Annotated in this window: 21 protein-coding genes; 12 read left to right on the top strand and 9 right to left on the bottom strand. The window is 53.8% G+C overall.

Annotated features, from left to right (window positions below; translation table 11 throughout):
- Positions 1–78 precede the first annotated feature (78 nt).
- The 3 genes from zwf to kdgA all read left to right on the top strand — a co-directional run bounded on the left by zwf (position 79) and on the right by kdgA (position 4279).
- Positions 79–1554, top strand: a complete 1476-nt coding sequence (gene zwf / locus N1249_RS13325) for a glucose-6-phosphate dehydrogenase (RefSeq protein WP_257273352.1) — start codon at positions 79–81, stop codon at positions 1552–1554.
- Between the two features lie 234 nt (positions 1555–1788).
- Positions 1789–3600 (top strand): phosphogluconate dehydratase, encoded by a 1812-nt coding sequence (gene edd, locus N1249_RS13320; protein ID WP_257273351.1) that lies wholly within the window; start codon positions 1789–1791, stop codon positions 3598–3600.
- A 37-nt stretch (positions 3601–3637) separates the two neighbouring features.
- A complete protein-coding gene (gene kdgA / locus N1249_RS13315; RefSeq protein WP_014070680.1) occupies positions 3638–4279 on the top strand; it encodes a bifunctional 4-hydroxy-2-oxoglutarate aldolase/2-dehydro-3-deoxy-phosphogluconate aldolase in 642 nt (213 codons plus the stop codon).
- Between the two features lie 59 nt (positions 4280–4338).
- Here kdgA and purT read toward each other — a convergent pair whose 3' ends face one another.
- On the bottom strand, positions 4339–5517 hold the full coding sequence (purT, locus tag N1249_RS13310; protein ID WP_257273350.1) for a formate-dependent phosphoribosylglycinamide formyltransferase: 1179 nt from the start codon (positions 5515–5517) through the stop codon (positions 4339–4341).
- A gap of 198 nt (positions 5518–5715) precedes the next feature.
- Between purT and ptrB the strand changes: the two genes are divergently transcribed.
- The gene (gene ptrB, locus N1249_RS13305; RefSeq protein ID WP_259829975.1) at positions 5716–7776 is read left to right on the top strand and encodes an oligopeptidase B; all 2061 of its coding nucleotides are present in this window, start codon (positions 5716–5718) and stop codon (positions 7774–7776) included.
- On the opposite strand, the gene exoX is transcribed toward ptrB, so the two are convergent.
- The 3 genes from exoX to N1249_RS13290 form a co-directional block, all read right to left on the bottom strand.
- Positions 7773–8435 (bottom strand): exodeoxyribonuclease X, encoded by a 663-nt coding sequence (gene exoX / locus N1249_RS13300; RefSeq protein ID WP_257273349.1) that lies wholly within the window; start codon positions 8433–8435, stop codon positions 7773–7775. The two genes, ptrB and exoX, sit on opposite strands and share 4 nt — an antisense overlap.
- Before the next feature lie 24 nt (positions 8436–8459).
- Positions 8460–9110, bottom strand: coding sequence for a carbon-nitrogen hydrolase family protein (locus N1249_RS13295; protein WP_259829972.1), 651 nt, complete (start codon positions 9108–9110; stop codon positions 8460–8462).
- A 109-nt stretch (positions 9111–9219) separates the two neighbouring features.
- Positions 9220–9450 (bottom strand): DNA polymerase III subunit theta, encoded by a 231-nt coding sequence (locus tag N1249_RS13290; RefSeq protein WP_013096102.1) that lies wholly within the window; start codon positions 9448–9450, stop codon positions 9220–9222.
- Positions 9451–9587: 137 nt separating this feature from the next.
- Here N1249_RS13290 and yobA point away from each other — a divergent pair, with 137 nt between their 5' ends.
- Genes yobA through N1249_RS13275 form a run of 3 tightly spaced genes read left to right on the top strand, consistent with a single transcriptional unit; the run spans position 9588 to position 11186 of the window.
- Positions 9588–9962 (top strand): CopC domain-containing protein YobA, encoded by a 375-nt coding sequence (gene yobA, locus N1249_RS13285; RefSeq protein ID WP_259829970.1) that lies wholly within the window; start codon positions 9588–9590, stop codon positions 9960–9962.
- A 1-nt stretch (position 9963) separates the two neighbouring features.
- On the top strand, positions 9964–10833 hold the full coding sequence (gene copD / locus N1249_RS13280) for a copper homeostasis membrane protein CopD (protein ID WP_257273346.1): 870 nt from the start codon (positions 9964–9966) through the stop codon (positions 10831–10833).
- A gap of 14 nt (positions 10834–10847) precedes the next feature.
- Positions 10848–11186, top strand: a complete 339-nt coding sequence (locus N1249_RS13275; RefSeq protein ID WP_014070673.1) for a YebY family protein — start codon at positions 10848–10850, stop codon at positions 11184–11186.
- 483 nt (positions 11187–11669) lie between these two features.
- On the opposite strand, the gene N1249_RS13270 is transcribed toward N1249_RS13275, so the two are convergent.
- Positions 11670–12611 (bottom strand): VirK/YbjX family protein, encoded by a 942-nt coding sequence (locus N1249_RS13270; RefSeq protein ID WP_014070672.1) that lies wholly within the window; start codon positions 12609–12611, stop codon positions 11670–11672.
- A gap of 179 nt (positions 12612–12790) precedes the next feature.
- Here N1249_RS13270 and pphA point away from each other — a divergent pair, with 179 nt between their 5' ends.
- Positions 12791–13435, top strand: a complete 645-nt coding sequence (gene pphA / locus N1249_RS13265; protein WP_259829960.1) for a protein-serine/threonine phosphatase — start codon at positions 12791–12793, stop codon at positions 13433–13435.
- A 38-nt stretch (positions 13436–13473) separates the two neighbouring features.
- Here pphA and N1249_RS13260 read toward each other — a convergent pair whose 3' ends face one another.
- The 4 genes from N1249_RS13260 to yebS all read right to left on the bottom strand — a co-directional run bounded on the left by N1249_RS13260 (position 13474) and on the right by yebS (position 19223).
- Positions 13474–13713, bottom strand: coding sequence for a YebV family protein (locus tag N1249_RS13260; RefSeq protein WP_014070670.1), 240 nt, complete (start codon positions 13711–13713; stop codon positions 13474–13476).
- Positions 13714–13818: 105 nt separating this feature from the next.
- On the bottom strand, positions 13819–15216 hold the full coding sequence (gene rsmF, locus N1249_RS13255; protein WP_409193178.1) for a 16S rRNA (cytosine(1407)-C(5))-methyltransferase RsmF: 1398 nt from the start codon (positions 15214–15216) through the stop codon (positions 13819–13821).
- Between the two features lie 121 nt (positions 15217–15337).
- Positions 15338–17971 (bottom strand): PqiB family protein, encoded by a 2634-nt coding sequence (locus N1249_RS13250; protein WP_259829956.1) that lies wholly within the window; start codon positions 17969–17971, stop codon positions 15338–15340.
- Positions 17940–19223 (bottom strand): membrane integrity lipid transport subunit YebS, encoded by a 1284-nt coding sequence (gene yebS, locus N1249_RS13245; RefSeq protein ID WP_257273341.1) that lies wholly within the window; start codon positions 19221–19223, stop codon positions 17940–17942. The genes N1249_RS13250 and yebS overlap by 32 nt, the downstream gene beginning before the upstream one ends.
- Before the next feature lie 132 nt (positions 19224–19355).
- Between yebS and N1249_RS13240 the strand changes: the two genes are divergently transcribed.
- The 4 genes from N1249_RS13240 to htpX all read left to right on the top strand — a co-directional run bounded on the left by N1249_RS13240 (position 19356) and on the right by htpX (position 23774).
- Positions 19356–19853 (top strand): GAF domain-containing protein, encoded by a 498-nt coding sequence (locus N1249_RS13240; RefSeq protein ID WP_257273340.1) that lies wholly within the window; start codon positions 19356–19358, stop codon positions 19851–19853.
- Positions 19854–19949: 96 nt separating this feature from the next.
- A complete protein-coding gene (proQ, locus tag N1249_RS13235) occupies positions 19950–20630 on the top strand; it encodes an RNA chaperone ProQ (RefSeq protein ID WP_259829953.1) in 681 nt (226 codons plus the stop codon).
- A gap of 19 nt (positions 20631–20649) precedes the next feature.
- Positions 20650–22698 carry a carboxy terminal-processing peptidase gene (prc, locus tag N1249_RS13230; RefSeq protein ID WP_259829944.1) on the top strand — a complete coding sequence of 683 codons (2049 nt, stop codon included), beginning with the start codon at positions 20650–20652 and terminating at the stop codon, positions 22696–22698.
- Positions 22699–22892: 194 nt separating this feature from the next.
- Complete coding sequence (gene htpX / locus N1249_RS13225) at positions 22893–23774, top strand: protease HtpX (protein WP_014070663.1); 882 nt, start codon at positions 22893–22895, stop codon at positions 23772–23774.
- Positions 23775–23819: the final 45 nt, after the last annotated feature.

Here is a 23819-nt window from a genome sequence, read left to right as displayed (position 1 = left end):
AAAGCAGTACAGTGCATTGTAATAAAATTACAACGATACCTGGCAGAAGTACCAGGTTATCCAACTGAGGAGAATGACATGGCGGTAACGCAAACAGCCCAGGCATGTGACCTGGTCATTTTCGGCGCTAAAGGCGATCTTGCACGCCGGAAATTGCTGCCTTCCCTGTATCAACTGGAAAAAGCGGGTCAACTTCATCCGGATACCCGTATCCTGGGTGTCGGGCGCGCCGAATGGGACAAGGACGCTTATACCAAAGTCGTGCGTGAAGCGCTCGAAACTTTCATGAAAGAGAAAATCGATGAAAGTTTGTGGGATACGCTGAGCGGACGCCTCGATTTCTGTAACCTGGACGTGAACGACGTCAGCGCGTTTTCCCGCCTGGGCGATATGCTGGATCAGAAAAACCGCGTCACCATCAATTATTTCGCGATGCCGCCAAGCACCTTCGGCGCCATCTGCAAAGGTCTGGGCGAAGCAAAACTGAACGCCAAACCTGCACGCGTGGTGATGGAAAAACCGCTGGGGACTTCGCTTGCGACCTCCCGCGAAATCAACGATCAGGTGGGCGAGTTCTTTGAAGAGTGCCAGGTTTACCGTATCGACCACTATCTCGGTAAAGAGACGGTACTGAACCTGCTGGCGCTGCGCTTTGCGAACTCCCTGTTTGTGAACAACTGGGACAACCGTACTATCGATCACGTGGAAATTACCGTGGCCGAAGAGGTGGGCATCGAAGGGCGTTGGGGTTACTTTGACCAGGCCGGCCAGATGCGCGACATGATCCAGAACCACCTGCTGCAAATTCTGTGCATGATCGCCATGTCACCTCCGTCTGACCTGACGGCTGACAGCATCCGCGATGCCAAAGTGAAAGTGCTGAAATCTCTGCGCCGCATTGACCGTTCAAATGTGCGTGAGAAAACCGTTCGCGGCCAGTACACTGCAGGCTTTGCCCAGGGCAAAAAAGTGCCGGGCTACCTGGAAGAAGAGGGCGCGAACAAGGCCAGCAACACCGAGACCTTCGTGGCAATCCGCGTGGATATCGACGACTGGCGCTGGGCGGGTGTTCCGTTCTACCTGCGTACCGGTAAACGTCTGCCGGCCAAATGCTCTGAAGTGGTGGTGTACTTTAAAAACCCTGAGCTGAACCTGTTCAAAGAGTCCTGGCAGGAACTGCCGCAGAACAAGCTGACCATCCGTCTGCAACCGGACGAAGGTGTGGATATCCAGATCCTGAACAAAGTGCCAGGCCTGGATCACAAACACAACCTGCAAACCACCAAGCTTGATCTGAGCTACTCCGAAACCTTCAATGAAACGCACCTCGCGGATGCTTACGAGCGTCTGCTGCTGGAAACCATGCGTGGTATTCAGGCGCTGTTCGTACGTCGCGATGAAGTGGAAGAGGCGTGGAAATGGGTCGATTCCATTACCGAAGCCTGGGCTGCCGATCAGGACGCGCCAAAACCGTATCAGGCGGGCACCTGGGGACCTGTCGCCTCTGTGGCGATGATCACCCGTGATGGCCGCTCCTGGAATGAGTTTGAGTAGGATAATCCTCTAGCCCGAAGGTGTTATTTTACCGGTAACATGATCTAACACAGTTAGTGGCACAATTTTTAATCTTTTAAGCTCCGCGTGGATTTCCCCGCGGAGCTTTTTTTATTACACTGCCGGAAGCGATTTTGCCCCTGAGCTCCGGACACCAAGCGTTTCAGCGTTGTTAACAACTGCCAGAGACTTTGTAAACTCCCGAGCGCGGACAGATAAATTAGAGGAGCTTTTATGAATCCGACATTGTTACGCGTAACACAACGCATTATCGAGCGCTCAAAAGAGACGCGTTCTGCCTACCTCGCCCGTATTGAACAGGCCAAAAGCGATACCGTACATCGTTCACAACTGGCTTGCGGTAACCTGGCCCACGGCTTTGCGGCCTGCCAGCCGGGTGACAAAGACTCGCTGAAAAGCATGTTGCGTAACAATATCGCCATCATTACCTCCTACAACGATATGCTCTCGGCGCACCAGCCGTATGAGGTCTACCCGAACATCATTCGTAATGCGCTGCACAGCGTGAATGCGGTGGGGCAGGTTGCGGGTGGCGTACCGGCCATGTGTGACGGCGTGACCCAGGGCCAGGATGGGATGGAGTTGTCCCTGCTGAGCCGTGAAGTGATTGCCATGTCTGCGGCTGTAGGGTTATCGCACAATATGTTCGATGGTGCGCTTTATCTGGGCGTGTGTGACAAAATTGTCCCGGGCCTGGTGATGGCGGCGCTCTCATTTGGTCATCTGCCTGCGATTTTTGTGCCGTCAGGCCCAATGGCAAGTGGCCTGCCAAACAAAGAAAAAGTGCGTATCCGCCAGCTGTATGCTGAAGGCAAAGCGGATCGCCAGGCGCTGCTGGAAGCTGAAGCCGCCTCCTACCATGCTCCCGGTACCTGTACTTTCTACGGTACGGCCAACACCAACCAGATGGTGGTGGAATTTATGGGGATGCAGCTTCCTGGCTCGTCCTTCATTCAGCCGGATGCGCCGCTGCGTCAGGCACTGACCGAAGCCGCTGCCCGCCAGGTTACTCGCCTTACCGGAAATGGTAACGAGTGGATGCCGATGGGCAAAATGGTGGATGAAAAAGTTATCGTCAACGGGATTGTTGCCCTGCTGGCAACCGGCGGTTCTACCAACCACACCATGCACCTGGTGGCGATGGCGCGTGCGGCGGGCATTCTGATTAACTGGGATGATTTCTCTGACATCTCTGCCGTAGTCCCGCTGATGGCGCGTCTGTACCCAAATGGCCCGGCAGACATTAACCACTTCCAGGCGGCCGGTGGCGTACCGGTGCTGATGCGCGAACTGCTCAAAGGCGGCTTGCTGCATGAAGATGTGAATACGGTGGCAGGCTTTGGCTTGCAGCGTTACACCATGGAGCCGTGGCTGAACAATGGCGCGCTGGACTGGCGTGATGGGGCGACTGCCTCCCTGGACGCACAGGTTATCGCGACCTTCGATACCCCGTTCTCCCGTCACGGCGGCACAAAAGTGCTGAGCGGCAATCTGGGGCGCGCGGTAATGAAAACCTCTGCCGTACCGGAAGAGAACCAGATTATCGAAGCTCCGGCTGTGGTATTTGAAAGCCAGCACGATGTTTTACCTGCCTTCGATGCCGGTCTTCTCGACAAGGATTGCGTGGTGGTCGTGCGTCATCAGGGGCCAAAAGCGAACGGGATGCCAGAATTACATAAACTTATGCCACCACTTGGTGTATTATTGGACCGCCGTTTCAAAATTGCGTTGGTTACCGATGGACGCCTCTCTGGTGCATCAGGTAAAGTGCCTTCTGCAATCCACGTGACGCCCGAAGCATACGATGGTGGGCTGCTGGCGAAAGTCCGTGACGGCGATATGATTCGCGTCAATGGCCAGACAGGCGAGTTAACCCTTCTGGTGGATGAAGCTGAACTTGCTGCCCGTAAACCGCATATTCCTGACCTGAGCGCATCGCGCGTGGGAACCGGACGCGAAATGTTCAGCGCGCTGCGCGAGAAACTCTCCGGCGCGGAACAGGGTGCGACCTGTATTACGTTTTAAGACGACCTGAATTATCGATCTGGCGAGAGAAACTCTGATGAAAAACTGGAAAACAAGTGCAGAAGCAATCCTGAAAACTGGCCCTGTCGTGCCGGTAATCGTGGTGAATAAGCTGGAACACGCCGTACCTATGGCAAAAGCGCTGGTTGCTGGCGGTGTTCGCGTGCTGGAAGTGACCCTGCGTACTGCCTGTGCAATGGACGCGATCCGTGCGATCGCCAAAGAAGTACCGGAAGCGATTATCGGTGCGGGCACGGTTCTGAACCCACAACAGCTGGCTGACGTGACTGAAGCTGGCGCACAGTTCGCTATCAGTCCGGGCCTGACTGAGCCACTGCTGAAAGCCGCAACCGAAGGCACTATTCCGCTGATCCCGGGTATCAGCACCGTTTCTGAACTGATGCTGGGTATGGACTATGGTCTGAAAGAGTTCAAATTCTTCCCGGCTGAAGCTAACGGCGGCACCAAAGCGTTGCAGGCAATTGCTGGCCCATTCTCTCAGGTTCGTTTCTGCCCGACTGGCGGCATTTCTCCGGCGAACTACCGTGACTACCTGGCGCTGAAAAGCGTACTGTGCATCGGCGGTTCATGGCTGGTTCCTGCGGATGCGCTGGAAGCGGGCGACTGGGATCGCATCACTAAACTGGCTCGCGAAGCGGTTGAAGGCGCGAAACAGTAAGTTTGCTAGCCGGGTGACCCGGCCTGCGAAATAAAAAACGGGCCTTTTGGCCCGTTTTTTTATCCTGCGACGATAACATTCGCCGCGGCTGTTTTGGCTCTTGCCACGGCATCGTCCACGTTATCACCGGTGGCTAATGCCACGCCAAGACGGCGCGTGCCGTCGATTTCCGGCTTGCCAAACAGACGTACCTGCAACCCTGCGCCGACGGCACTGTCAACGTTATCAAACGTTACGTTCTGGCTGGTCAACTGCGGCAGGATCACCGCCGACGCTGCCGGACCGTACTGACGAATGCCGCCAACAGGCAGGCCAAGGAATGCACGGACGTGCAGGGCGAACTCAGAGAGATCCTGTGAAATCAGCGTCACCATCCCGGTATCGTGCGGGCGAGGGGAGACTTCGCTGAACACCACTTCGTCGCCACAAACAAACAGCTCAACGCCGAACAGACCATAACCGCCCAGAGCCAGAACCACTTTGCGGGCTATCTCCTGCGCGCGCTCCAGCGCCAGGGCGCTCATCTGCTGAGGCTGCCAGGATTCACGATAATCGCCATCTTCCTGACGGTGGCCGATTGCTTCGCAGAAATGCACACCGTCCACGGCGCTGACGGTCAGCAGGGTGATTTCGAAATCAAACTTCACCACGCCTTCAACAATTACGCGTCCGGCGCCTGCGCGGCCACCCTGTTGCGCATAATCCCAGGCCTTATCCAGCGTGGCGCTGTCGCGGATAAAGCTTTGTCCTTTACCGGAAGAACTCATCACAGGCTTAATGATGCACGGGTAGCCAATCTCTTCCACGGCACTGATAAAGGTCTCTTTGCTGTCGGCAAAACGGTAGCTGGAGGTTGGCAGGGCCAGCTCTTCTGCCGCCAGGCGGCGAATGCCTTCGCGATTCATGGTGAGCTTTGCCGCTTTCGCACAAGGCACAACGCGCTGGCCTTCCTGCTCAAGCGCAATCAACGTATCGGTGGCAATGGCTTCGATTTCAGGCACCACAAAATCCGGTTTTTCTTGTGCAATCAGCGCACGCAGAGCATCGCCATCCAGCATGTTTATGACATGTGAGCGATGGGCAACATGCATGGCAGGCGCATCGGCATAACGGTCGACCGCAATCACTTCCACGCCTAAACGCTGGCACTCAATGGCGACTTCTTTACCCAGTTCACCTGAGCCCAGCAGCATTACGCGAGTGGCTGACGGACGCAGCGCGGTTCCTAAACGAGTCATAATAATCCCCCTGAAAAAGTTGCGGGCAGTATAAACGAAAACGTTTGCGTCTGTCTTGTCTCTGGCCTGATGAGGTGGGTAAGAAATTGCGCTTTCCGATTTCAGGGCTAAGTGATGGGGCCAACGGCGATGTTTCGCTTGCATCGTGCGTGTGTTTTGCCAACCTTATAGGGTGTAAAACCAAAACGAATAAATAACATGTCACCAAAAGCCCGACGCGAGCCTCACGCCATTACCACGCATGGCGATACACGCATAGACAACTATTACTGGCTGCGGGACGATTCGCGTTCCCGGCCGGAGGTTCTCGACTATCTTCACCAGGAAAATGACTATGGCCGCAAGGTTATGGCCAGTCAGCAGGCGCTTCAGGACCGGTTATTAGCCGAAATGGTGGAGCGAATCCCGCAGCGCGATATCTCCGCCCCCTGGACCAAAAATGGCTATCGCTATCGCCATATCTACGAACCCGGCAACGAATACCCGGTGTATCAACGCCAGTCTGCCCTGAGCGCGGAATGGGATGACTGGGAAATCCTGCTGGATGCCAACCAGCGCGCAGCCCACAGCGAATTCTATACTCTGGGCGGCATGTCCATCTCCCCGGATAACGCCATTATGGCGCTGGCCGAGGATTATCTTTCGCGTCGGCAGTACGGCCTGCGTTTTCGCAATCTTGAAAGCGGAAACTGGTATCCCGAAATGCTCGATAACGTGTCACCGGATTTTGTCTGGGCCAATGATTCCGAAACGGTCTACTACGTGAAAAAACACGCGGTGACATTGCTGCCTTACCAGGTCTGGCGCCATACCGTTGGGACATCCGCCGCTCAGGATGAGCTGGTGTATGAAGAAAAAGACGAAACCTTTTACGTCAGCCTGAGTAAAACCACGTCCCGCCATTATGTTGTTATCTCCCTTGCCAGTGCGACCACCTCAGAAGTGCTGCTGCTGGATGCTGAGCTTCCTGACGCGCAGCCTTTGTGCTTTCTGCCGCGTCGTAAAGATCATGAGTACAGCCTGGATCACTACCAGCACAGCTTTTACCTGCGCTCAAACCGCGAGGGTAAAAACTTCGGCCTTTATAAAACCAAAGTGCGCGACGAGCGGAAATGGGAGGTGTTAATACCTGCCCGCGAACAGGTGATGCTGGAAGGTTTTACGCTGTTCACTGACTGGCTGGTAGTGGAAGAACGCCAGCGCGGTCTGACCAGCCTGCGGCAGATCAATCGTAAAACGCGGGAAGTGGTGGGGATTGCCTTTGATGATCCGGCCTATGTAACGTGGATTGGCTTCAACCCGGAACCGGAATCGTCTCGTCTGCGCTACGGCTACTCGTCAATGACTACGCCGGACACGCTGTTTGAGCTGGATATGGACACCGGGCAACGTCAGGTGCTGAAACAGGCTGCGGTTGCGGGTTTTGAGTCGGAAAACTATCGCAGTGAACACCTGTGGGTGAAAGCCCGGGATGGCGTGGAAGTGCCGGTATCGCTGGTGTATCGGCCGGAACATTTTCGTAAGGGCAAAAATCCATTGCTGGTTTACGGTTACGGCTCGTATGGCGCCAGCATGGATGCCGATTTTAGCAGTAGCAGGCTGAGCCTCCTCGATCGTGGTTTTGTTTTTGCAATCGCCCATGTGCGTGGCGGCAGTGAGCTGGGCCATCACTGGTACGAAGAGGGGAAATTCCTCAGGAAGAAAAACACCTTCAATGACTATCTTGATGTCTGCGATGCGCTAATAGAGCAGGGCTATGGCGATCCGGGGCTCTGTTTCGGTATGGGGGGCAGTGCCGGGGGAATGCTGATGGGGGCGGTGATTAACGCACGACCCGAGCGTTTTAAGGGCATTGTTGCCCAGGTGCCGTTTGTTGATGTCCTAACCACGATGCTGGATGAGTCCATCCCGCTGACCACCGGCGAGTTTGAGGAGTGGGGCAATCCGCAGGACGAAACCTATTATCGCTACATGAAAGAGTACAGCCCTTATGACAACGTGGAGGCCAAAGCCTATCCGCACCTGCTGGTGACCACCGGGTTACATGACTCGCAGGTACAATACTGGGAGCCGGCAAAATGGGTCGCTAAACTCCGCGAGTTAAAAACCGACGATAATCTGTTGTTGCTCTGTACGGACATGGATTCCGGCCACGGGGGAAAATCGGGGCGTTTTAAATCGTACGAAGGGGTCGCGCTGGAGTATGCCTTTTTGATTGGCCTGGCGCAGGATACGCTGCCTGGCCATGCCGGGAATTAGGATTCGCCCAGGTAGTGCCGAAGGGTTAAACGAAGCTCCGGGCTCATTCTGTCGAGGTTGTTGTACAGCCAGCGCAGATAGCCCGGATCCTTGTCGGCAATTTCAGACACCGCTTTTCCACGGTATTTGCCGAAGGTAAACGTCGTTAACAGTGCCGGGCGCCCGGTTATGGTTGCCATATCATCCGGCGTCCAGCCCGAGGTATTCATAATATCGATGAGCAGTGCCGCGGTGATATAGCAATCATACAGCGCACGGTGATGGTGTAACCCTTCAGGGGTTCTCACGCTTAGCTTGCGCGATTTGTAGAGCGCCATATTGCTGTATTTGATCCCCGGCCATAAGCGGCGGGCCAGCTTCATGGTGCAGATCCACTCGCCGGGCATCTCCGGCAACACGCGGCGGTCAAAACTGGCGTTATGCGCCACGTACCACAGGCTGCCGTAATAGTGGGGGATGACCTCTTCAATCCAGGGTTTATCCGCCACCATCGATTCCGTAATGCGGTGAATGGCCATCGCCTGCGGGCTAATCGGACGATCGGGACGCACCAGGTGACTCATGGGATTGACTATTTTACCGTCAACCACGTCCACAGAGGCAACTTCCACGATTCCGCCCTGAAGATCGCAAGTTTCGGTGTCGATTACGCGCAGCATTGATCGCTCCTGACCCTAAAACGCTTAGCCTAAAGGAATGATATCGCCTTGCCAACCCTGTCTTCCCCTGGAGCCAGTCAATAACAGTTCACCCTGATCGGCCCGGACGATGAGTTGCCCTTTTTCATCCCACAGCGCGCTGCCGTTGCGGGCATTCGCCATCAACACGGCAATCGAATATTTGTGGGCAAATCGCTGTAAGGTACTAATAGACTGACGCCAGCGGTGATCGCCTACATCCTGGCTGCTGGTTAATAATGCGGCCAGTGGGTCGAGGTTTGGCGTGTCGGAGTGGGTATCTATTATAGTGAGTTGCGTATCATCGCGGGTAAGGCTCGCGCTGCTTCCCTGCGGGTAGCGCAGAGCGGTATCGCAACACGGGCTAAACAGGGCTAACCCTTTCTGGCGCTGACCCTGGTTTTCCAGCGTGATCCCGGCGATAACGGTAATACGGTAAATCTGGCTTGCGCGAAGCAGAGGCTCCAGCTGGCGATCGCTGGGTGGGGCTGGCAGAACCTCATCACCCGGGCCGGTTAACGAAAGCTCAGGGAAAACCAGCAAATCGCACTGCTGTCGTGCGGCTTCGGCAATGAAGCGTAAATGGTGCTCAACGTGCGCATCCACGCAGTTATGCTGGCGGGCATACTGGGCGGCAGCAATATTCCATCGTGACATCGTGACATCCTTATACACAGAGTCGCAGGCTTTAAGAATACACCTTAAAATATCAGGGTTTTCTTATCCTGCCACAATCCGTGTAAGGAAATGTAACACGTCGTTAAGGTTATTTAACTTTAGGTTCGTAGGGTAAACGCGAAAGATTGACGGAAGCAAGACGGTGGGCAATGAGGCGTTCACGGAACCAGTCACGCAGGTGCGCAGGCTGTTCACGTTCGACAACTTCGGCCACGATAGGCATGTTGTAACGCTCTTTAAATGCCACGCCTGCGGCAGCGAGATCGACATTCACTTTGTCCATCTCGTCCTGAGGAAGGGCGGCCAGATTGATCTTCATTTCCTTCTCCTTTTTTTGCGGCGGCAACGTTACCGCGATTGCACGGCGTTGACAAGCAGGCGCAGGATGATCCTCGACTCGTTTATTATACAGAGTTATTCTCTGTCATGTAGACATAACAAAAAGGAATGATTGCGATGGTTTTTTCCTCGACCCGCGCGGTTTGCGCGTTAACCTTTCTGATTGCTTCGGTGGTAACACCTTCTGTCCTGGCGCACGCGCATCTTAAACAGCAAATTCCGGCGGCAGACGCCGTGGCCGCAACGGCACCACGGGCGTTAACCCTGCATTTTTCAGAAGGCATTGAACCTGCGTTTAGCGGAGTGACCGTGACAGGGGATCAGCAGCAAACGGTCAAAACAGGCGCGGTTAAGCGTGATGAGAAAGACAAAACGCAGCTGATTGTGCCCTTAGATCAAACGCTGACGACGGGGACGTATCTCGTCGAATGGCATGTGGTTTCTGTGGATGGCCACAAAACCAAAGGCAGCTACCGTTTCAGCGTGAAATAACATGCTGGCGTTAAGCTACGTTGTTCTGCGTTTTATCCACTTCGGCGCGCTAATGCTGATCTTCGGCAATGCGTTGTACAGCGCCTGGCTCGCGCCGTTTTCGCTGCACAGGCTGATGACGCGGCGTTTTCAGCAACAGCAAAAAATCATGGCAGTAGTTAGCCTGCTGTCGGCGCTCCTGATGTTTGGTCTTCAGGGCGGGTTGATGGGGAATGGCTGGAGTGACGTGTGGCGCCCGGAAATCTGGGGGAGGGTGGCCTCGACGCAATATGGCAGCGTCTGGGTGTGGCAGGTAATTCTGGCATTAGTCACCACCGCAACCGCCTGGATTGCGCCGCAGAAAGGGGCACGATTACTGTTACTGGCGATGGGGCAATTTTTCCTGCTGGCGGGCGTCGGACACGCTGCGATGAACGAAGGCATTGCCGGAGGCGTGCAGCGCGTAAACCATGCAGTGCACCTGCTGTGTGCTGCAACCTGGATCGGCGGATTGCTGCCACTGCTGTTTTGTATGCAGCTGGCCAAAGGCCGTTGGCACGTTGCTGCCATCTACACCATGATGCGTTTTTCACGCGTGGGGCATTATGCGGTGGCAGGCGTCATTTTTACCGGGGTAATCAATGCGCTGTTTATCCTTGGGCTAAATGTTCCCTGGGATACGCACTACGGACAACTTTTGTTGTTCAAATGTGCGCTGGTGGCAATGATGGTGGTAATTGCGCTGACGAATCGGTATTTTCTGGTTCCACGATTTCGACCGGATGCCGGACGAGAACAACAGATTTTTATCAGGATGACACAGGCAGAGGTTGTGCTGGGGGCGCTGGTGCTGGCAACGGTCAGTCTTTTCGCCACCTGGGAACCCTTCTGAGAAGGTTAAAACATATGAAAAAGACACTACTTTCGCTCTTACTGCTGGCCAGCGCCGGAAATGCACTGGCAGCGCAGCAGGTGATTACGGTCAGCCGTTTTGAAGTGGGTAAAGAGAAATGGGCGTTCGATCGTGAAGAGGTGATGCTGACCTGTCGTCCTGGTCATGCTCTGTATGCCATTAACCCAAGCACTCTGGTGCAATACCCGCTTAATGATATTGCGGAGCAACAGGTCGCCAGCGGCAAAAGCAGCGGGAAACCCATCAGCGTGATCCAGATTGATGATCCGGCAAACCCGGGCCACAAAATGAGCCTGGCGCCGTTTATCGAGCGCGCCGACAAGCTCTGCTAGCATTCTGGTTTCCAATAAAAAAACCGCAGGCGCTTGCGAGAGCTCTGCGGTTTTTTAGTTTTTATGATGTCGATGCGCTTTTTTTCAGGCCACTTTTACCGTGGACTGGAAAACCTGGCGCTCTCATCTATTCTTAAAAGGCAAGGCGATTTTAGCCTGCATTAATGCCAACTTTTAGCGCACGGCTCTCTCCCAAGAGCCATTTCCCTGGACCGAATACAGGAATCGTATTCGGTCTCTTTTTATGTGCTTGTTTTTTCACAGTGCTTACCGGTGTTAACCCGAAACCACCCGAAAATTTCTCGAATTTTCCATATCCTTTCTCAACCATAACATACTCTGCACCGCGTTCGTCCAGGTATTTTTTGTCATTGTTACGTTTTCGTGTTTAAGCGATTCGGAGATGGGATGCGGGGCGAGGGCGAGATAAAAATGCCGCCCAGAAGCGGCATATCTTACAACGGGTTTTGACCCGTTTCAGGCTTAAAAGCGTGATTTTACTGACGCTTCAATTTCATCGAGCAGTTCAAAACGGCGGCGGTATTCAGCACGTTTTTTACTGGCAATCTCTTCCAGGGATTTACGTTCCATCTGCAAAGGTAACTGCCAGCGGAATGTGGACAGTTTTTTGCCGTCGATAGACTCCCAGAACTCATCGTAGCTGGCGTGGAAATGGCGGCCTTTGCTCAGACGATAACGCAGCGCACGGAAGATGTGACCTTCATCGCTAACGGCGTAAATGGCTTTGATGCCGGAAAGCGTTGCCAGCTGGAACAGCACTTCCATCAGCACGCGTTTCGGGAACAGGCCATGACAGGCGCGGGTAGCTTGTTTAATTACATCACGCGACACGCTGCGGCGCGGGCCTTGCAGACCGCCAATCACCAGCACCGGCTGGCCGTTTTCACGGGCCACACAGAACGTCAGGCTCGCGAGCAGGGTATTTTCGTTATCGCGCAGCCACAACGTACATTCACCTTCACGTTCCGCTTTGCTGGCATTCATGGCATTGACGTTATAGCTGACGCCTTCTTTAGCATGAAACTCAACAATCGACTGTTCCTGCGGGCCCGTTAATGCCTTGACCAGACTGGCGTCTTTCAGGGAATCGATCCACTCATAGTGGCTGACGATGGCTTCAGCACGATCGTTGGCATTCATGCCGCGCATCAGATACTGACGGTGAGTTTTGCTCGGCAAGGTGATTTGCGAGGCCAGAAGCTGATCAAAATCGTCACGACGAGACAGCGCTTCCAGCATCCGGTGAGTTGAAGACCAGAACAGCAGAGAGCGCAGCAGAAACTTCAGTCGATACTCGCGTTTTTGCCAGATTGGGCCTGGGACGAGTTTACCTTTCACCAGATCGGAAATAATAGTTGCGCGATGAGAATGTGCTACATCGTTTTGCAGGCGCGAATTTGACACGTGAGAACCTCAGATTTTATGCATTGCATATTTTAGGGGGCATGCAAAAGTGGATTAATACTGGTGAGAGTTTTATTTTCCCTTAGTTTACTGTTTGTTTAGCTTTATGAAAAGGTACATCACCCTGGTCGCTCCGTATGGACTTTTATGTTGCGGCTATACTCCTGTGAGGAGGCGTTATGTATCAACGAATCGATGGTTCACAGTGGCGTCATATCTGGGTTGTCAGCGACATACATGGTTGCTATCAATGGCTTATGGACGAACTTAAGCGTCGGCATTTTAATCCCTATGAGGATCTACTTATCTCGGTTGGGGATTTAATCGACCGTGGGCCGGACAGTGTCAGTTGCCTCGCACTGATGCACGAAAAGTGGTTTCGTGCGGTACGGGGTAACCATGAACAAATGGCCCTCGATAGCCTTCAGGATAATGATTTTTCGCTCTGGACGATGAATGGTGGCATCTGGTTTGCCAGGCTTGAGAGCGAACAGCAAAAAAGAGCGCTTACGCTGCTTGAGGAGTGTCGTACGTTACCGCTGATTATTGAAATCACCTGTGCAAACGGTCTCAACGTAATTGCCCATGCAGACTACCCCTCAGAAGAGTATGCATGGAACAAACCCGTCAGCGAGCAGCGGGTCTTGTGGGACCGTAACCGCTTAATGGGGTTTATGGCGGGTAAAGGGCAGGGGATTCGCGGTGCGGATCACTTCTGGTTTGGGCATACGCCCCTCGATAAACGCTATGATTTTAATAATCTGCACTATATCGATACCGGTGCAGTCTTTGACGGGTATTTTACGCTGGCGCAGTTACAGTAACGCATAAATAACCCGCCTTCGGGCGGGTTCTCTTTAGGTCAGACAAGCCGCATGACCCAGGCATCGGAATTACGATCGTAGTGCTCACGGTAAAGAACAGAGTGTTCGCCATCAAGAATTGCAGGAATGCTGATATCGGCATCCCAGGCATCCAGTTGCATACATAAATCCGGGTCGGATTTGCAGGGAATACTTAACGTTCGGTCGCCTTGTGTTTCGCCGCGCAATTCTGCATCGTCGATTTCAAAAGCGCCAATACGCACGCTGGTTTTCGTCATAATGCTCTCCGGGGTTTGTGCTAAAAATCTGGTATGACCAGTAGGTCACCCAGATTTTAGAGTAGCCAGGTGAAGCAAAATCGCCAGTAAAAAAGTGCGCTTTTTTCAGGCAGTGCGATCGTTACCGGTAAACAGGCGGCCATCGCGTACCAGTTCGCGCGGGTAGCTGTTTTTCAGGCGCGAACCCACCTTCTTCGCCAGCCCTATAGGATATCCCTGATGGGTGACGACGACTTCGTCAGACGCAGGTGTATTTTCAGGGTAAACATCCCGGCCGCGATACCACTCTTCGGCTTCCTGATGCGTCAGGGCAAAAGTATTTGCCTCACCGGCAAGCGCAATCACCGCTTCATGTTGCCAGCGATAACCTTTGTTATGTACCTCTGCAAGGCGAATACCAATACGCGAAAAACGAACTTTTCCGATCAGCGGCTCAATGTTGACCGGGAACAGCCAAATCTCTTTATCACGCATCCAGAGGCGCAGGCTCTCATCCCAGAAAATCCCGGCCTTACGTGCAGCCTCTTCGGCCTGTGCTGCTTCGCGTCCTTTTAAGGGGGTGAAGGGGAAATTGCCGACTTTGAATTTCGGGGCGGGCAGCGGTGCGATTGCGGAGGTTTTACGCAAACGGGCAACGAAGAACCCTTCGCAGTCGTAAATTTGCGGGAAGACATGCAGGAAGCCTTCAGGCGTCAGCGCCTCTTTTGCCGAAGAAAATAGCTCGCCAAGCGGCAGAAATTCGACAGCATCCGGATATTGCGCCTTGAGCCACAGGCAGACGTCTTCGTTTTCGTCGCGGTTTAATGTGCAGGTGGAGTAGACCAGCGTGCCGCCAGGGCGCAATGCATGGAATGCGCTGTCGATAAGTTCACGCTGCGTGGCGGCGATATCCAGATTACTTTCAACGGACCAGTTCTTAAGCGCATCGGGATCTTTTCGTACCACACCTTCACCGGAACAGGGCGCATCCAGCAAAATGGCATCGAACGCTTCAGGCAATGCCGCGCCAAACACGCGGCCATCAAAGTGCGTAAGAGCAACGTTGTGGATACCGCAGCGGCTGATATTGGCGTGCAGCACCTTAACGCGACTGGCGGAGAATTCGTTAGCGAGTATTGCCCCGTGGTTACCCATGCGTGCGGCAATCTGGGTGGTTTTTGACCCAGGCGCGGCGGCGACGTCCATAACCCGTTCAGGCGTATTGCCGTCGGCGAACAGCGCTGCAACAGGCAGCATGGAACTGGCTTCCTGAATATAAAACAGCCCGCTCAGATGTTCGGCGGTGCTGCCCAGCGGCAGGGCTTCTTCATCATCACGCTCAATCCAGAAACCTTCTTCACACCAGGGGACGGGCGTCAGCTGCCAGTTGTAGGGCGACACCAGCGCCAGAAAATCGGCCACGCTGATTTTCAGTGTATTGACGCGAATACTGCGGCGTAACGGACGCTGGCAGGCCGCGATAAAATCGTCAAACGAGAGATGAGAAGGAAGCGCCTCGCGCATCTGCGCCAGGAATTGTTCAGGAAGAAATACGGAGTTTTGAGCCACGGGCACACCACTGGGAATAATTCAGGTGCGCAGTGTAACATAAAGGCTCCGGCGCGTTGACACCGGAGCCCTGAGATTAACGCGGTAACGCGGTTCCCCACTCACGCCACTCTTTTGGTTCGCTCTCCAGCAGCAGGAAGTGTTTATCCGGCTGCGCTTTTGGCGCAAGCGGCGTACCAGGCGGGGTGGCGAAGGCGATGCCACCGCGGATGAACTGGTTGAAGGTCCCGGTTTTCACCACGCCTCCCGTCAGACCAAAGTCCAGCGAATAACCTGAGGCCAGCCAGAACACCGAGTTGTTCCGCACCAGATGCTGGTAACGTTCGCTGATCCGAAGGGCTACCATCACGCGGTCAGACAATGTCCCGAGCGTCAGGCCGGTGACGGTACCCACTTCAATCCCGCGGAACAGTACCGGCGTCCCGATATTCAGGGAGCCCGCTTCCGGCACTTCAACCACAATGCTCAGGCCGTCAAGATAACGGGAGTCGGTGATGGTGGCTTCCTGTAGTTCAAAGTCACGACGGGCATTGCCACGACCGGGTTCGACGTTGATATACGGTTGCAGGATAGTATCCAGATGCTCAACACCCGCAGCAGAAATCTGCGGTGTGACCACCGAGAACCGGCTGCCTGTTCTGGCGAAGGTCTGCACATACTCCGGATACAACACGGCGGTTGCCTGCACTTCGTTACGGGCGGTGATAAGCGTTAACTTCTGGATCTGCCCGATGTCGATACCCAGATAGCGAATGGGCATTCCCTCCGCCAGCTTGCCCGCATCGAATGCATGAAGCGTTATCTGCCCACCGACCGCGCGTGCTGCCGTTTCTGACGGGAAGAGAATACGTTTATCGCCTTTACGCAGGTTTGCACCTGCACCGCTGAGGTTGTCGAAGCTGATCGCCCCGCGCAGGGCCCGGGAGAGCGGGGAGGCCTGAACGGTTAAACCGCTGCCATTGAGCTGCACTTTCGCGCCACCTTCTGCCCAGAAAACGCTATTCGGGGTCAGCAGATGACGGTATTCCGGTTTAATATGCAATTCGATATCAAAGGCATCGGCACGCGGGCGCACGGTAATCACTTCACCTACGTCAAACTTACGGTAGAGCACCACCGAACCCGCCTGCACATCAGGCAGAGTTTCAGCGCTGAGCGTCAGTGTGGTGGTGGGTAGATCACTCAGGCTGTTTTCAATCGCCTTATCGAGATTGGCATACAGTGGATAACTGTCGCGCAGCGGGCCTTTGTCGCCCGGCAGAATACGGATGCCGCCGTTAACCCATTCGCTGGCGCTGGCGCCAAGAAACTCCACGCCATCCAGACCGACTTTTACATCGACACGGCTGTTAACCACAAATTTACTGTCGCCATGCAGCAAGTCACGATACTGCGGCTCGACGGCAGCGGAGAAGGTCACGCCCTGTTCCGTTAGTTTACGCTCCAGCACCTGGCCGACCTGGACGCCGTGTAAGATCAACGGCTGGCCCGCTTCGATACCGTAGCTTTCCGGGGCATTCAGCGTCACCGTGATGACACCAGGCTGTTGCAGCAGTGATTTATCTGCAGGGGCGATAACAAAACTGCTGGCAGGCTCGCCGTCACCGGGGATCAGCTCAAAGGTGCTGCCGGTCAACAGGCTACTGATGTTCGCATCGCTCAGGGATAGCTTCGGATTACGCATTTCAATGCGCGTTTTTTCACGCAAGAGGTCGACCACACCAGGGTCGACGGTCATCTCTCCGGTAACCGAGCCGCCAGGATTAAGCGTCATTTTGGTGAGTTGCCCCACCTGCAAGCCTTGATACATCAGCGGCGTGGATCCGGCTTTCAGGCCTTTGGCATCCGGCAGGGCGAGTTTGACGATAACGCCACGCTGGCTGTGGGCCAGGTCGGCATACAGCCCGAAAGTGTCGTCTGCCGTTGCGGCACTGGAGTTGTCAGGGGAGTCGAACGCGATGGCACCATTAACCAGGGCCGCCAGACTCTCCAGTCTCACTTTGGCACCGCTCAGGCTCAGGTCGGCGTCCACGCCAGAAACATTCCAGAAACGGCTGCCTTTTTTGACCAGATTAGTGAAGCGGCGCTCGATCAGGACGTCAATGGTCACCCCCTGTTTGTTGGGGTTGATCGTGTAATCGTAGACACGCCCGACAGGGATTTTACGGAAATAGACCAGTGAGCCACTGTTCAGCGAGCCCAAATCCGGGGATTGCAGGTGAATCATCAAATCACCGTTGTTGAGACGGTATTTGGGTTGGGTATCCAGCGCGGTGAAGTGATCCTGGGGATCGCCTTTACCGGGCATCATGCCGATATAGTTCCCGCCCACCAGCGCATCCAGGCCCGATACGCCAGCCAGTGAGGCTTTTGGTGTCACCAGCCAGAACTGTGTTTCACTGCGCAGGGCGTCCTGCATATCGGATTTAATACTGGCGCGAACCTGAATCTTATTCAGCCCTTTCGCCAGCGTAATATCCTGAACCGTACCCACTTCTACACCCTGGAAGCGAACAGGGGTTCGCCCGGCGACAATGCCGTCCGCAGACTGGAAATCAATGGTGATGGTATTCCCGCGATCTTCATAGCTCGTCCAGACGAGCCAGCCAGCAATCATCAGCGCGATGACCGGCAGCAACCAGAATGGTGAAATGCGGCGTTTTGTTTTAATTCTCGCTTCAGTCGGCGAAGCGGGCGTTTCCTGACTCATGTGCATCCCAAAGTAAGCGGCTATCCAGCCATTCCACTGCAAGAATAGTCAATATCACCGCAGAGCCGAAGTAAAAAGCTGCGGGTCCCATTGTAAAAGCAAGTAACTGATCGCGATTGATGAGCGACATCATCAACGAAATCACGAACAGATCCAACATCGACCAGCGCCCAATCCAGGTGACCAGGCGCAGGAGCAGGATACGCGTGCGTAATCCTTGCTCACATTTAAAGTGAATGCTGATAAGCAACGTAAACATCACCACGACTTTGGTAAATGGCACCAGAATACTGGCGATGAATACGATGGAAGCCACGGCTACGTTGCTGTGACCCAGTGAGATAATCCCTGAGAGGATAGTATCTTCCTGTCGCCCCCCGTTAACATAAATGATTGAAATTGGCAGCATGTTCGCAGGTATCAGGAATACCACCGAGGCAATCAGCGCCGCCCAGCATTTTTGCAGGCTGTTGTTGCGGCGTAATCTTAACGGGATATGGCAGCGCTTGCAGCGTCCACGAGCGTCGGGCAGGCCGGTGTAGTGGCAACCCAGACACACGCGCAGGTTGTTATCGGGGCGCGTGGCAGGGCGCTGGGGATAAAACCGCTCCCAGAGTTGCTCTACGTTGAGATGGATAAGCGTCAGAATACTGAGCAACACCAGCGAGAGAAATGCCACCAGGCCAATGCCTGGCTGCAAAAATGCGTAGTCCTGTACCTTAATAGAGGCAACGCCAACGCCGACAAGATAGATATCGAGCATTACCCACTCTTTGAGCTTTTCCAGCATCAGCAGCACAGGGCGCAGGTTCATCCCCAGAATGTTGCCAAACCACATGTAAGCAATGGCCGCGACCAGTATTAGCGGCGCACCAACGGTACAAAACAGCACCATCGCTGCCGTCAATGGATCGCCCTGACGGGTCATTTGCCAGATACCTTGCAATACGTTGGCATCAATGCGCACGCCAAGCAGATAGAGCTTGAGCAGCGGCTCGCTCCAGGCGAAGGGCATCAGCATCAGCATGGTCACCGCCATTGCCGCGAGTCGGGTTAACGACCAGTCGCGACCACTGCGGATTTTTGCATCGCAGCGAGGGCAAAATGCACTTTGGTGCGATTTCATCTTCGGCAACATAAAAAGCGTATCGCACTGAGGGCAACGCTGATAATGTGCACGAGGCAGCGCATCGCTTACCGTATGAACTGTTATCTTTTTTGCCGGCGTAATTTTGGGTGTTTTTAGAGCCATCAGTCGCGCACAGATAAGTATTGTTGAAGGTTATATTAACTCATGAACTGATTCATCTTGAGCATGAGCGCATTTAATGCTTATTTTAATAGGCTATGCGGTAATTTTGTAAGACAACCAAGTGATTGAATAATGAACAAAACAGAATTCTACGCGGATCTCAACCGCGACTTCCAGGCATTAATGGCAGGTGAAACCAGCTTTTTAGCCACTCTGGCAAATACAAGTGCGTTGCTGTTTGAACGTCTTTCCGATGTTAACTGGGCCGGTTTTTATCTTCTTGAAGATAAAACGCTGGTGCTTGGGCCATTCCAGGGAAAAATCGCCTGTGTGCGTATTCCTGTGGGGCGTGGCGTATGCGGCACTGCGGTTGCGACAAACCAGGTTCAGCGTGTAGAAGATGTTCACGCCTTTGACGGACATATTGCATGTGATGCGGCCAGTAATTCTGAAATCGTCCTTCCGCTGGTGGTGAAAAATCAGATTATTGGCGTTCTGGACATTGACAGCACGGTCTTTAGCCGCTTCACGATCGAGGATGAACAGGGGCTGCGCGAGCTGGTCGCTCATCTTGAAAAAGTACTAGCAGCCACCGATTATCAAAAATTCTTTGCGAGCGTCGCAGGATAATCAACGGATAACGTAGCATTTACTGATGGCGTCATTATAATGTCGCCTGTTCATGCCTGCGCTTGTTGGCAACGTCCGTTGTAATCAGGAAATTTCATGGAAAATCAACCTAAGTTGAATAGCAGTAAAGAAGTTATCGCATTTCTGGCCGAGCGTTTCCCGCAGTGCTTTAGCGCTGAAGGTGAAGCTCGTCCCCTGAAAGTCGGTATTTTTCAGGATTTGGTAGCACGCGTTGAAGGTGAGATGAATCTCAGCAAAACTCAGCTGCGTTCTGCCTTACGTCTTTATACTTCGAGCTGGCGTTACCTGTACGGTATCAAAGCGGGCGCGACGCGTGTCGATCTCGACGGCAACCCTTGCGGTGAGCTGGACGAGCAGCACGTAGAGCACGCACGCAAGCAGCTGGAAGAAGCGAAAGCCCGTGTTCAGGCACAACGTGCTGAGCAGCAAGCGAAAAAACGCGAAGCCGCAGCGGCAAACGGTCAGGAAGAAGCGCCTCGTCGTGAGCGTAAACCGCGTCCTGCACCACGTCGCAATGATAATAACGATCGCAAACCGCGTACTGACAAACCAGCAGCAGCGAAAGCTCCGCGTGAAGAGCCGCGCCACACCCCAGTTTCTGACATCAACGCGCTGAGCGTAGGTCAGGCTCTGAAGGTTAAAGCGGGTAACAATGCGATGGACGCCACCGTACTGGAAATCACCAAAGATGGCGTTCGGGTACAGCTGACTTCTGGTATGTCAATGATTGTACGCGCAGAACACTTGTTGTTCTGAAACGGAGGCCAAGCCTGGCATGAACACTTTTTTTAAGCTCACCGCGCTGGCGGGCCTGTTTGCCATAACAGGTTACGCTTTCGCAGTGGACGATATTACGCGTGTTGATCAAATTCCGGTTTTAAAGGAAGAGACCCAGCACGCGACGGTGAGTGAGCGTGTGACGTCACGCTTTACTCGTTCGCACTATCGTCAGTTCGATCTCGATCAGGCCTTTTCGGCCAAAATCTTCGACCGCTATTTAAACTTGCTGGACTACAGCCATAACGTGCTGTTGGCCAGCGATGTTGAACAGTTCGCAAAACGTAAGGCTGACGTGGGCGATGAACTGCGCTCCGGTAAGCTGGATCTGTTCTACGACCTGTATAACCTGGCACAGAAGCGTCGTTTTGAACGTTACCAGTACGCACTGAAAGTGCTGGAACGTCCGATGGACTTCACCGGTAACGACACCTTTAATCTGGATCGCAGCAAATCTCCGTGGCCTAAAGATGAAGCCGAGCTGAATGCGCTGTGGGACGGAAAAGTAAAATATGACGAGCTGAGCCTTAAGCTCGCCGGCAAAGACGAAAAAGAGATCCGTGACACGCTGACGCGTCGTTACAAATCGGCCATTCGCCGTCTGGCGCAAACCAACAGTGAAGATGTGTTCTCACTGGCCATGACCGCGTTTGCCCACGAAATCGATCCGCATACCAACTACCTTTCCCCACGTAATACCGAACAGTTCAATACTGAAATGAGCCTGTCTCTGGAAGGTATTGGTGCGGTGCTGCAAATGGACGACGATTACACAGTAATCAACTCCATGGTGGCGGGTGGTCCTGCATCCAAGAGCAAAGCGATTAGCGTTGGCGATCGCATTGTTGGTGTTGGCCAGACGGGTCAGGGCATGGTTGATGTCATCGGCTGGCGTCTGGATGACGTTGTCGCGCTGATCAAGGGACCTAAAGGCAGCAAAGTTCGCCTGGAAATCCTGCCTGCTGGTAAAGGCACCAAAACCCGTATCGTTACCCTGACCCGCGAACGTATCCGTCTGGAAGACCGTGCGGTGAAAATGTCGGTCAAAACCGTGGGTAAAGAGAAGGTCGGTGTTCTGGATATCCCTGGCTTCTACGTTGGCCTGACGGATGACGTAAAAGTACAGTTGCAGAAACTGGAAAAGCAAAACGTCAGCAGCATTATCATCGACCTGCGTAGCAACGGTGGTGGTGCATTGACTGAAGCCGTCTCACTTTCCGGGTTGTTCATTCCGTCCGGTCCGGTGGTTCAGGTTCGCGATAACAACGGTAAAGTGCGTGAAGACTCTGATACCGATGGCGTGGTTTATTACAAAGGCCCGCTGGTGGTGTTGGTCGATCGCTTCAGTGCTTCTGCCTCTGAAATCTTTGCTGCTGCAATGCAGGATTATGGCCGTGCGCTGATTGTGGGTGAGCCTACCTTCGGTAAAGGTACTGTTCAGCAATACCGTTCTCTGAACCGTATTTACGATCAGATGCTGCGCCCTGAATGGCCAGCGCTGGGCTCAGTACAGTACACCATTCAGAAGTTCTACCGTGTGAATGGCGGCAGTACGCAGCGTAAAGGCGTCACGCCGGATATCATGATGCCTACGGGCACGGAAGAGACTGAAAGCGGCGAGAAGTTTGAAGATAACGCACTGCCGTGGGATAGCATCAATGCTGCGACCTATGTGAAATCCGGTGACATGACCCAGTTTGGTCCTGAACTGCTGAAAGATCATAACGAACGTATCGCAAAAGATCCTGAGTTCCAGTACATCATGAAAGACATTGCGCGTTTCAATGCCATGAAAGATAAACGGAACATTGCTTCTCTTAACTACGCCCAGCGTGAGAAAGAGAACACGGAGGATGATGCAACCCGTCTGGCGCGTATCAACGATCGCTTCAAACGTGAAGGCAAACCGCTGCTGAAAAAACTGGACGATCTGCCTAAAGATTACCAGGAGCCAGATCCGTATCTGGACGAGACGGTGCATATCGCTCTCGACCTGGCGAATCTTGAAAAAGACAAGCCTGCCGTTCAACCCGCACCGGCAAAATAACCCCCCAGACAGGCACAAGTAATTGTGCCTGTTCTTTTTAGTTCTGCATCCTCCCGTCAATCAGCTTTTCAATTGTGTAAAGTTGTGTCTTTCTGGTGACTTACGCCCGTCGAATCCTTGAAAATAGCCGCAATACCCATACGATGTGGGTAATCGCATAGTGCGCTTTGTTAAACTGAGGTTAAAAGAAAATTATGATGCGAATCGCGCTCTTCCTGCTCACCAACCTGGCGGTTATGGTGGTATTCGGGCTCGTGCTAAGCCTGACAGGAATTCAGTCGAGCAGCGTTCAGGGCCTTTTGATTATGGCGCTGCTGTTTGGTTTTGGTGGCTCCTTCGTTTCTCTGCTGATGTCGAAGTGGATGGCACTGAAATCCGTGGGTGGTGAGGTCATTGAGCAGCCACGTAACGATATGGAACAGTGGCTGATGAACACCGTTGCGCAGCAGTCGCAGCAGGCGGGTATCGCCATGCCACAGGTCGCCATTTACCATGCACCGGACATCAATGCGTTCGCCACGGGCGCGCGCCGCGATGCGTCCCTGGTTGCGGTCAGTACTGGTCTGTTGCAGAACATGAGCCGTGACGAAGCCGAAGCGGTAATCGCTCACGAGATTAGCCATATTGCCAACGGTGACATGGTGACCATGACCCTGATTCAGGGCGTGGTGAACACCTTTGTTATCTTTATTTCGCGTATCCTGGCGCAGATTGCCGCAGGGTTTATGAGTGGCAACCGTGACGAGGGCGAAGAGAGCAACGGTAACCCGCTGATCTATTTCGCTGTGTCGATGGTGCTTGAGCTGGTGTTCGGTATTCTGGCAAGCATCATTACCATGTGGTTCTCCCGTCACCGTGAATTCCACGCTGATGCGGGCTCTGCGAAACTGGTAGGGCGTGAGAAGATGATTGCCGCGTTGCAGCGTCTGAAAACCAGCTACGAGCCGCAGGAAGCAACCAGCATGATGGCATTCTGCATCAACGGTAAATCGAAATCGCTGAGTGAGCTGTTTATGTCTCACCCACCGCTGGATAAACGTATCGAAGCGCTGCGTAGCGGGGAATACCTGAAGTAACGCAGTGTGGGACGAAGAGCCGGGCAGGAGTCACTCTGCCCGGCT

Origin of the sequence: Enterobacter sp. CP102 (assembly GCF_025152625.1) — a bacterium.
Lineage (GTDB): Bacteria > Pseudomonadota > Gammaproteobacteria > Enterobacterales > Enterobacteriaceae > Enterobacter > Enterobacter soli.
Note: the sequence above shows the minus strand (reverse complement) of the source record. Positions and strands in the feature narration are given on the sequence as shown.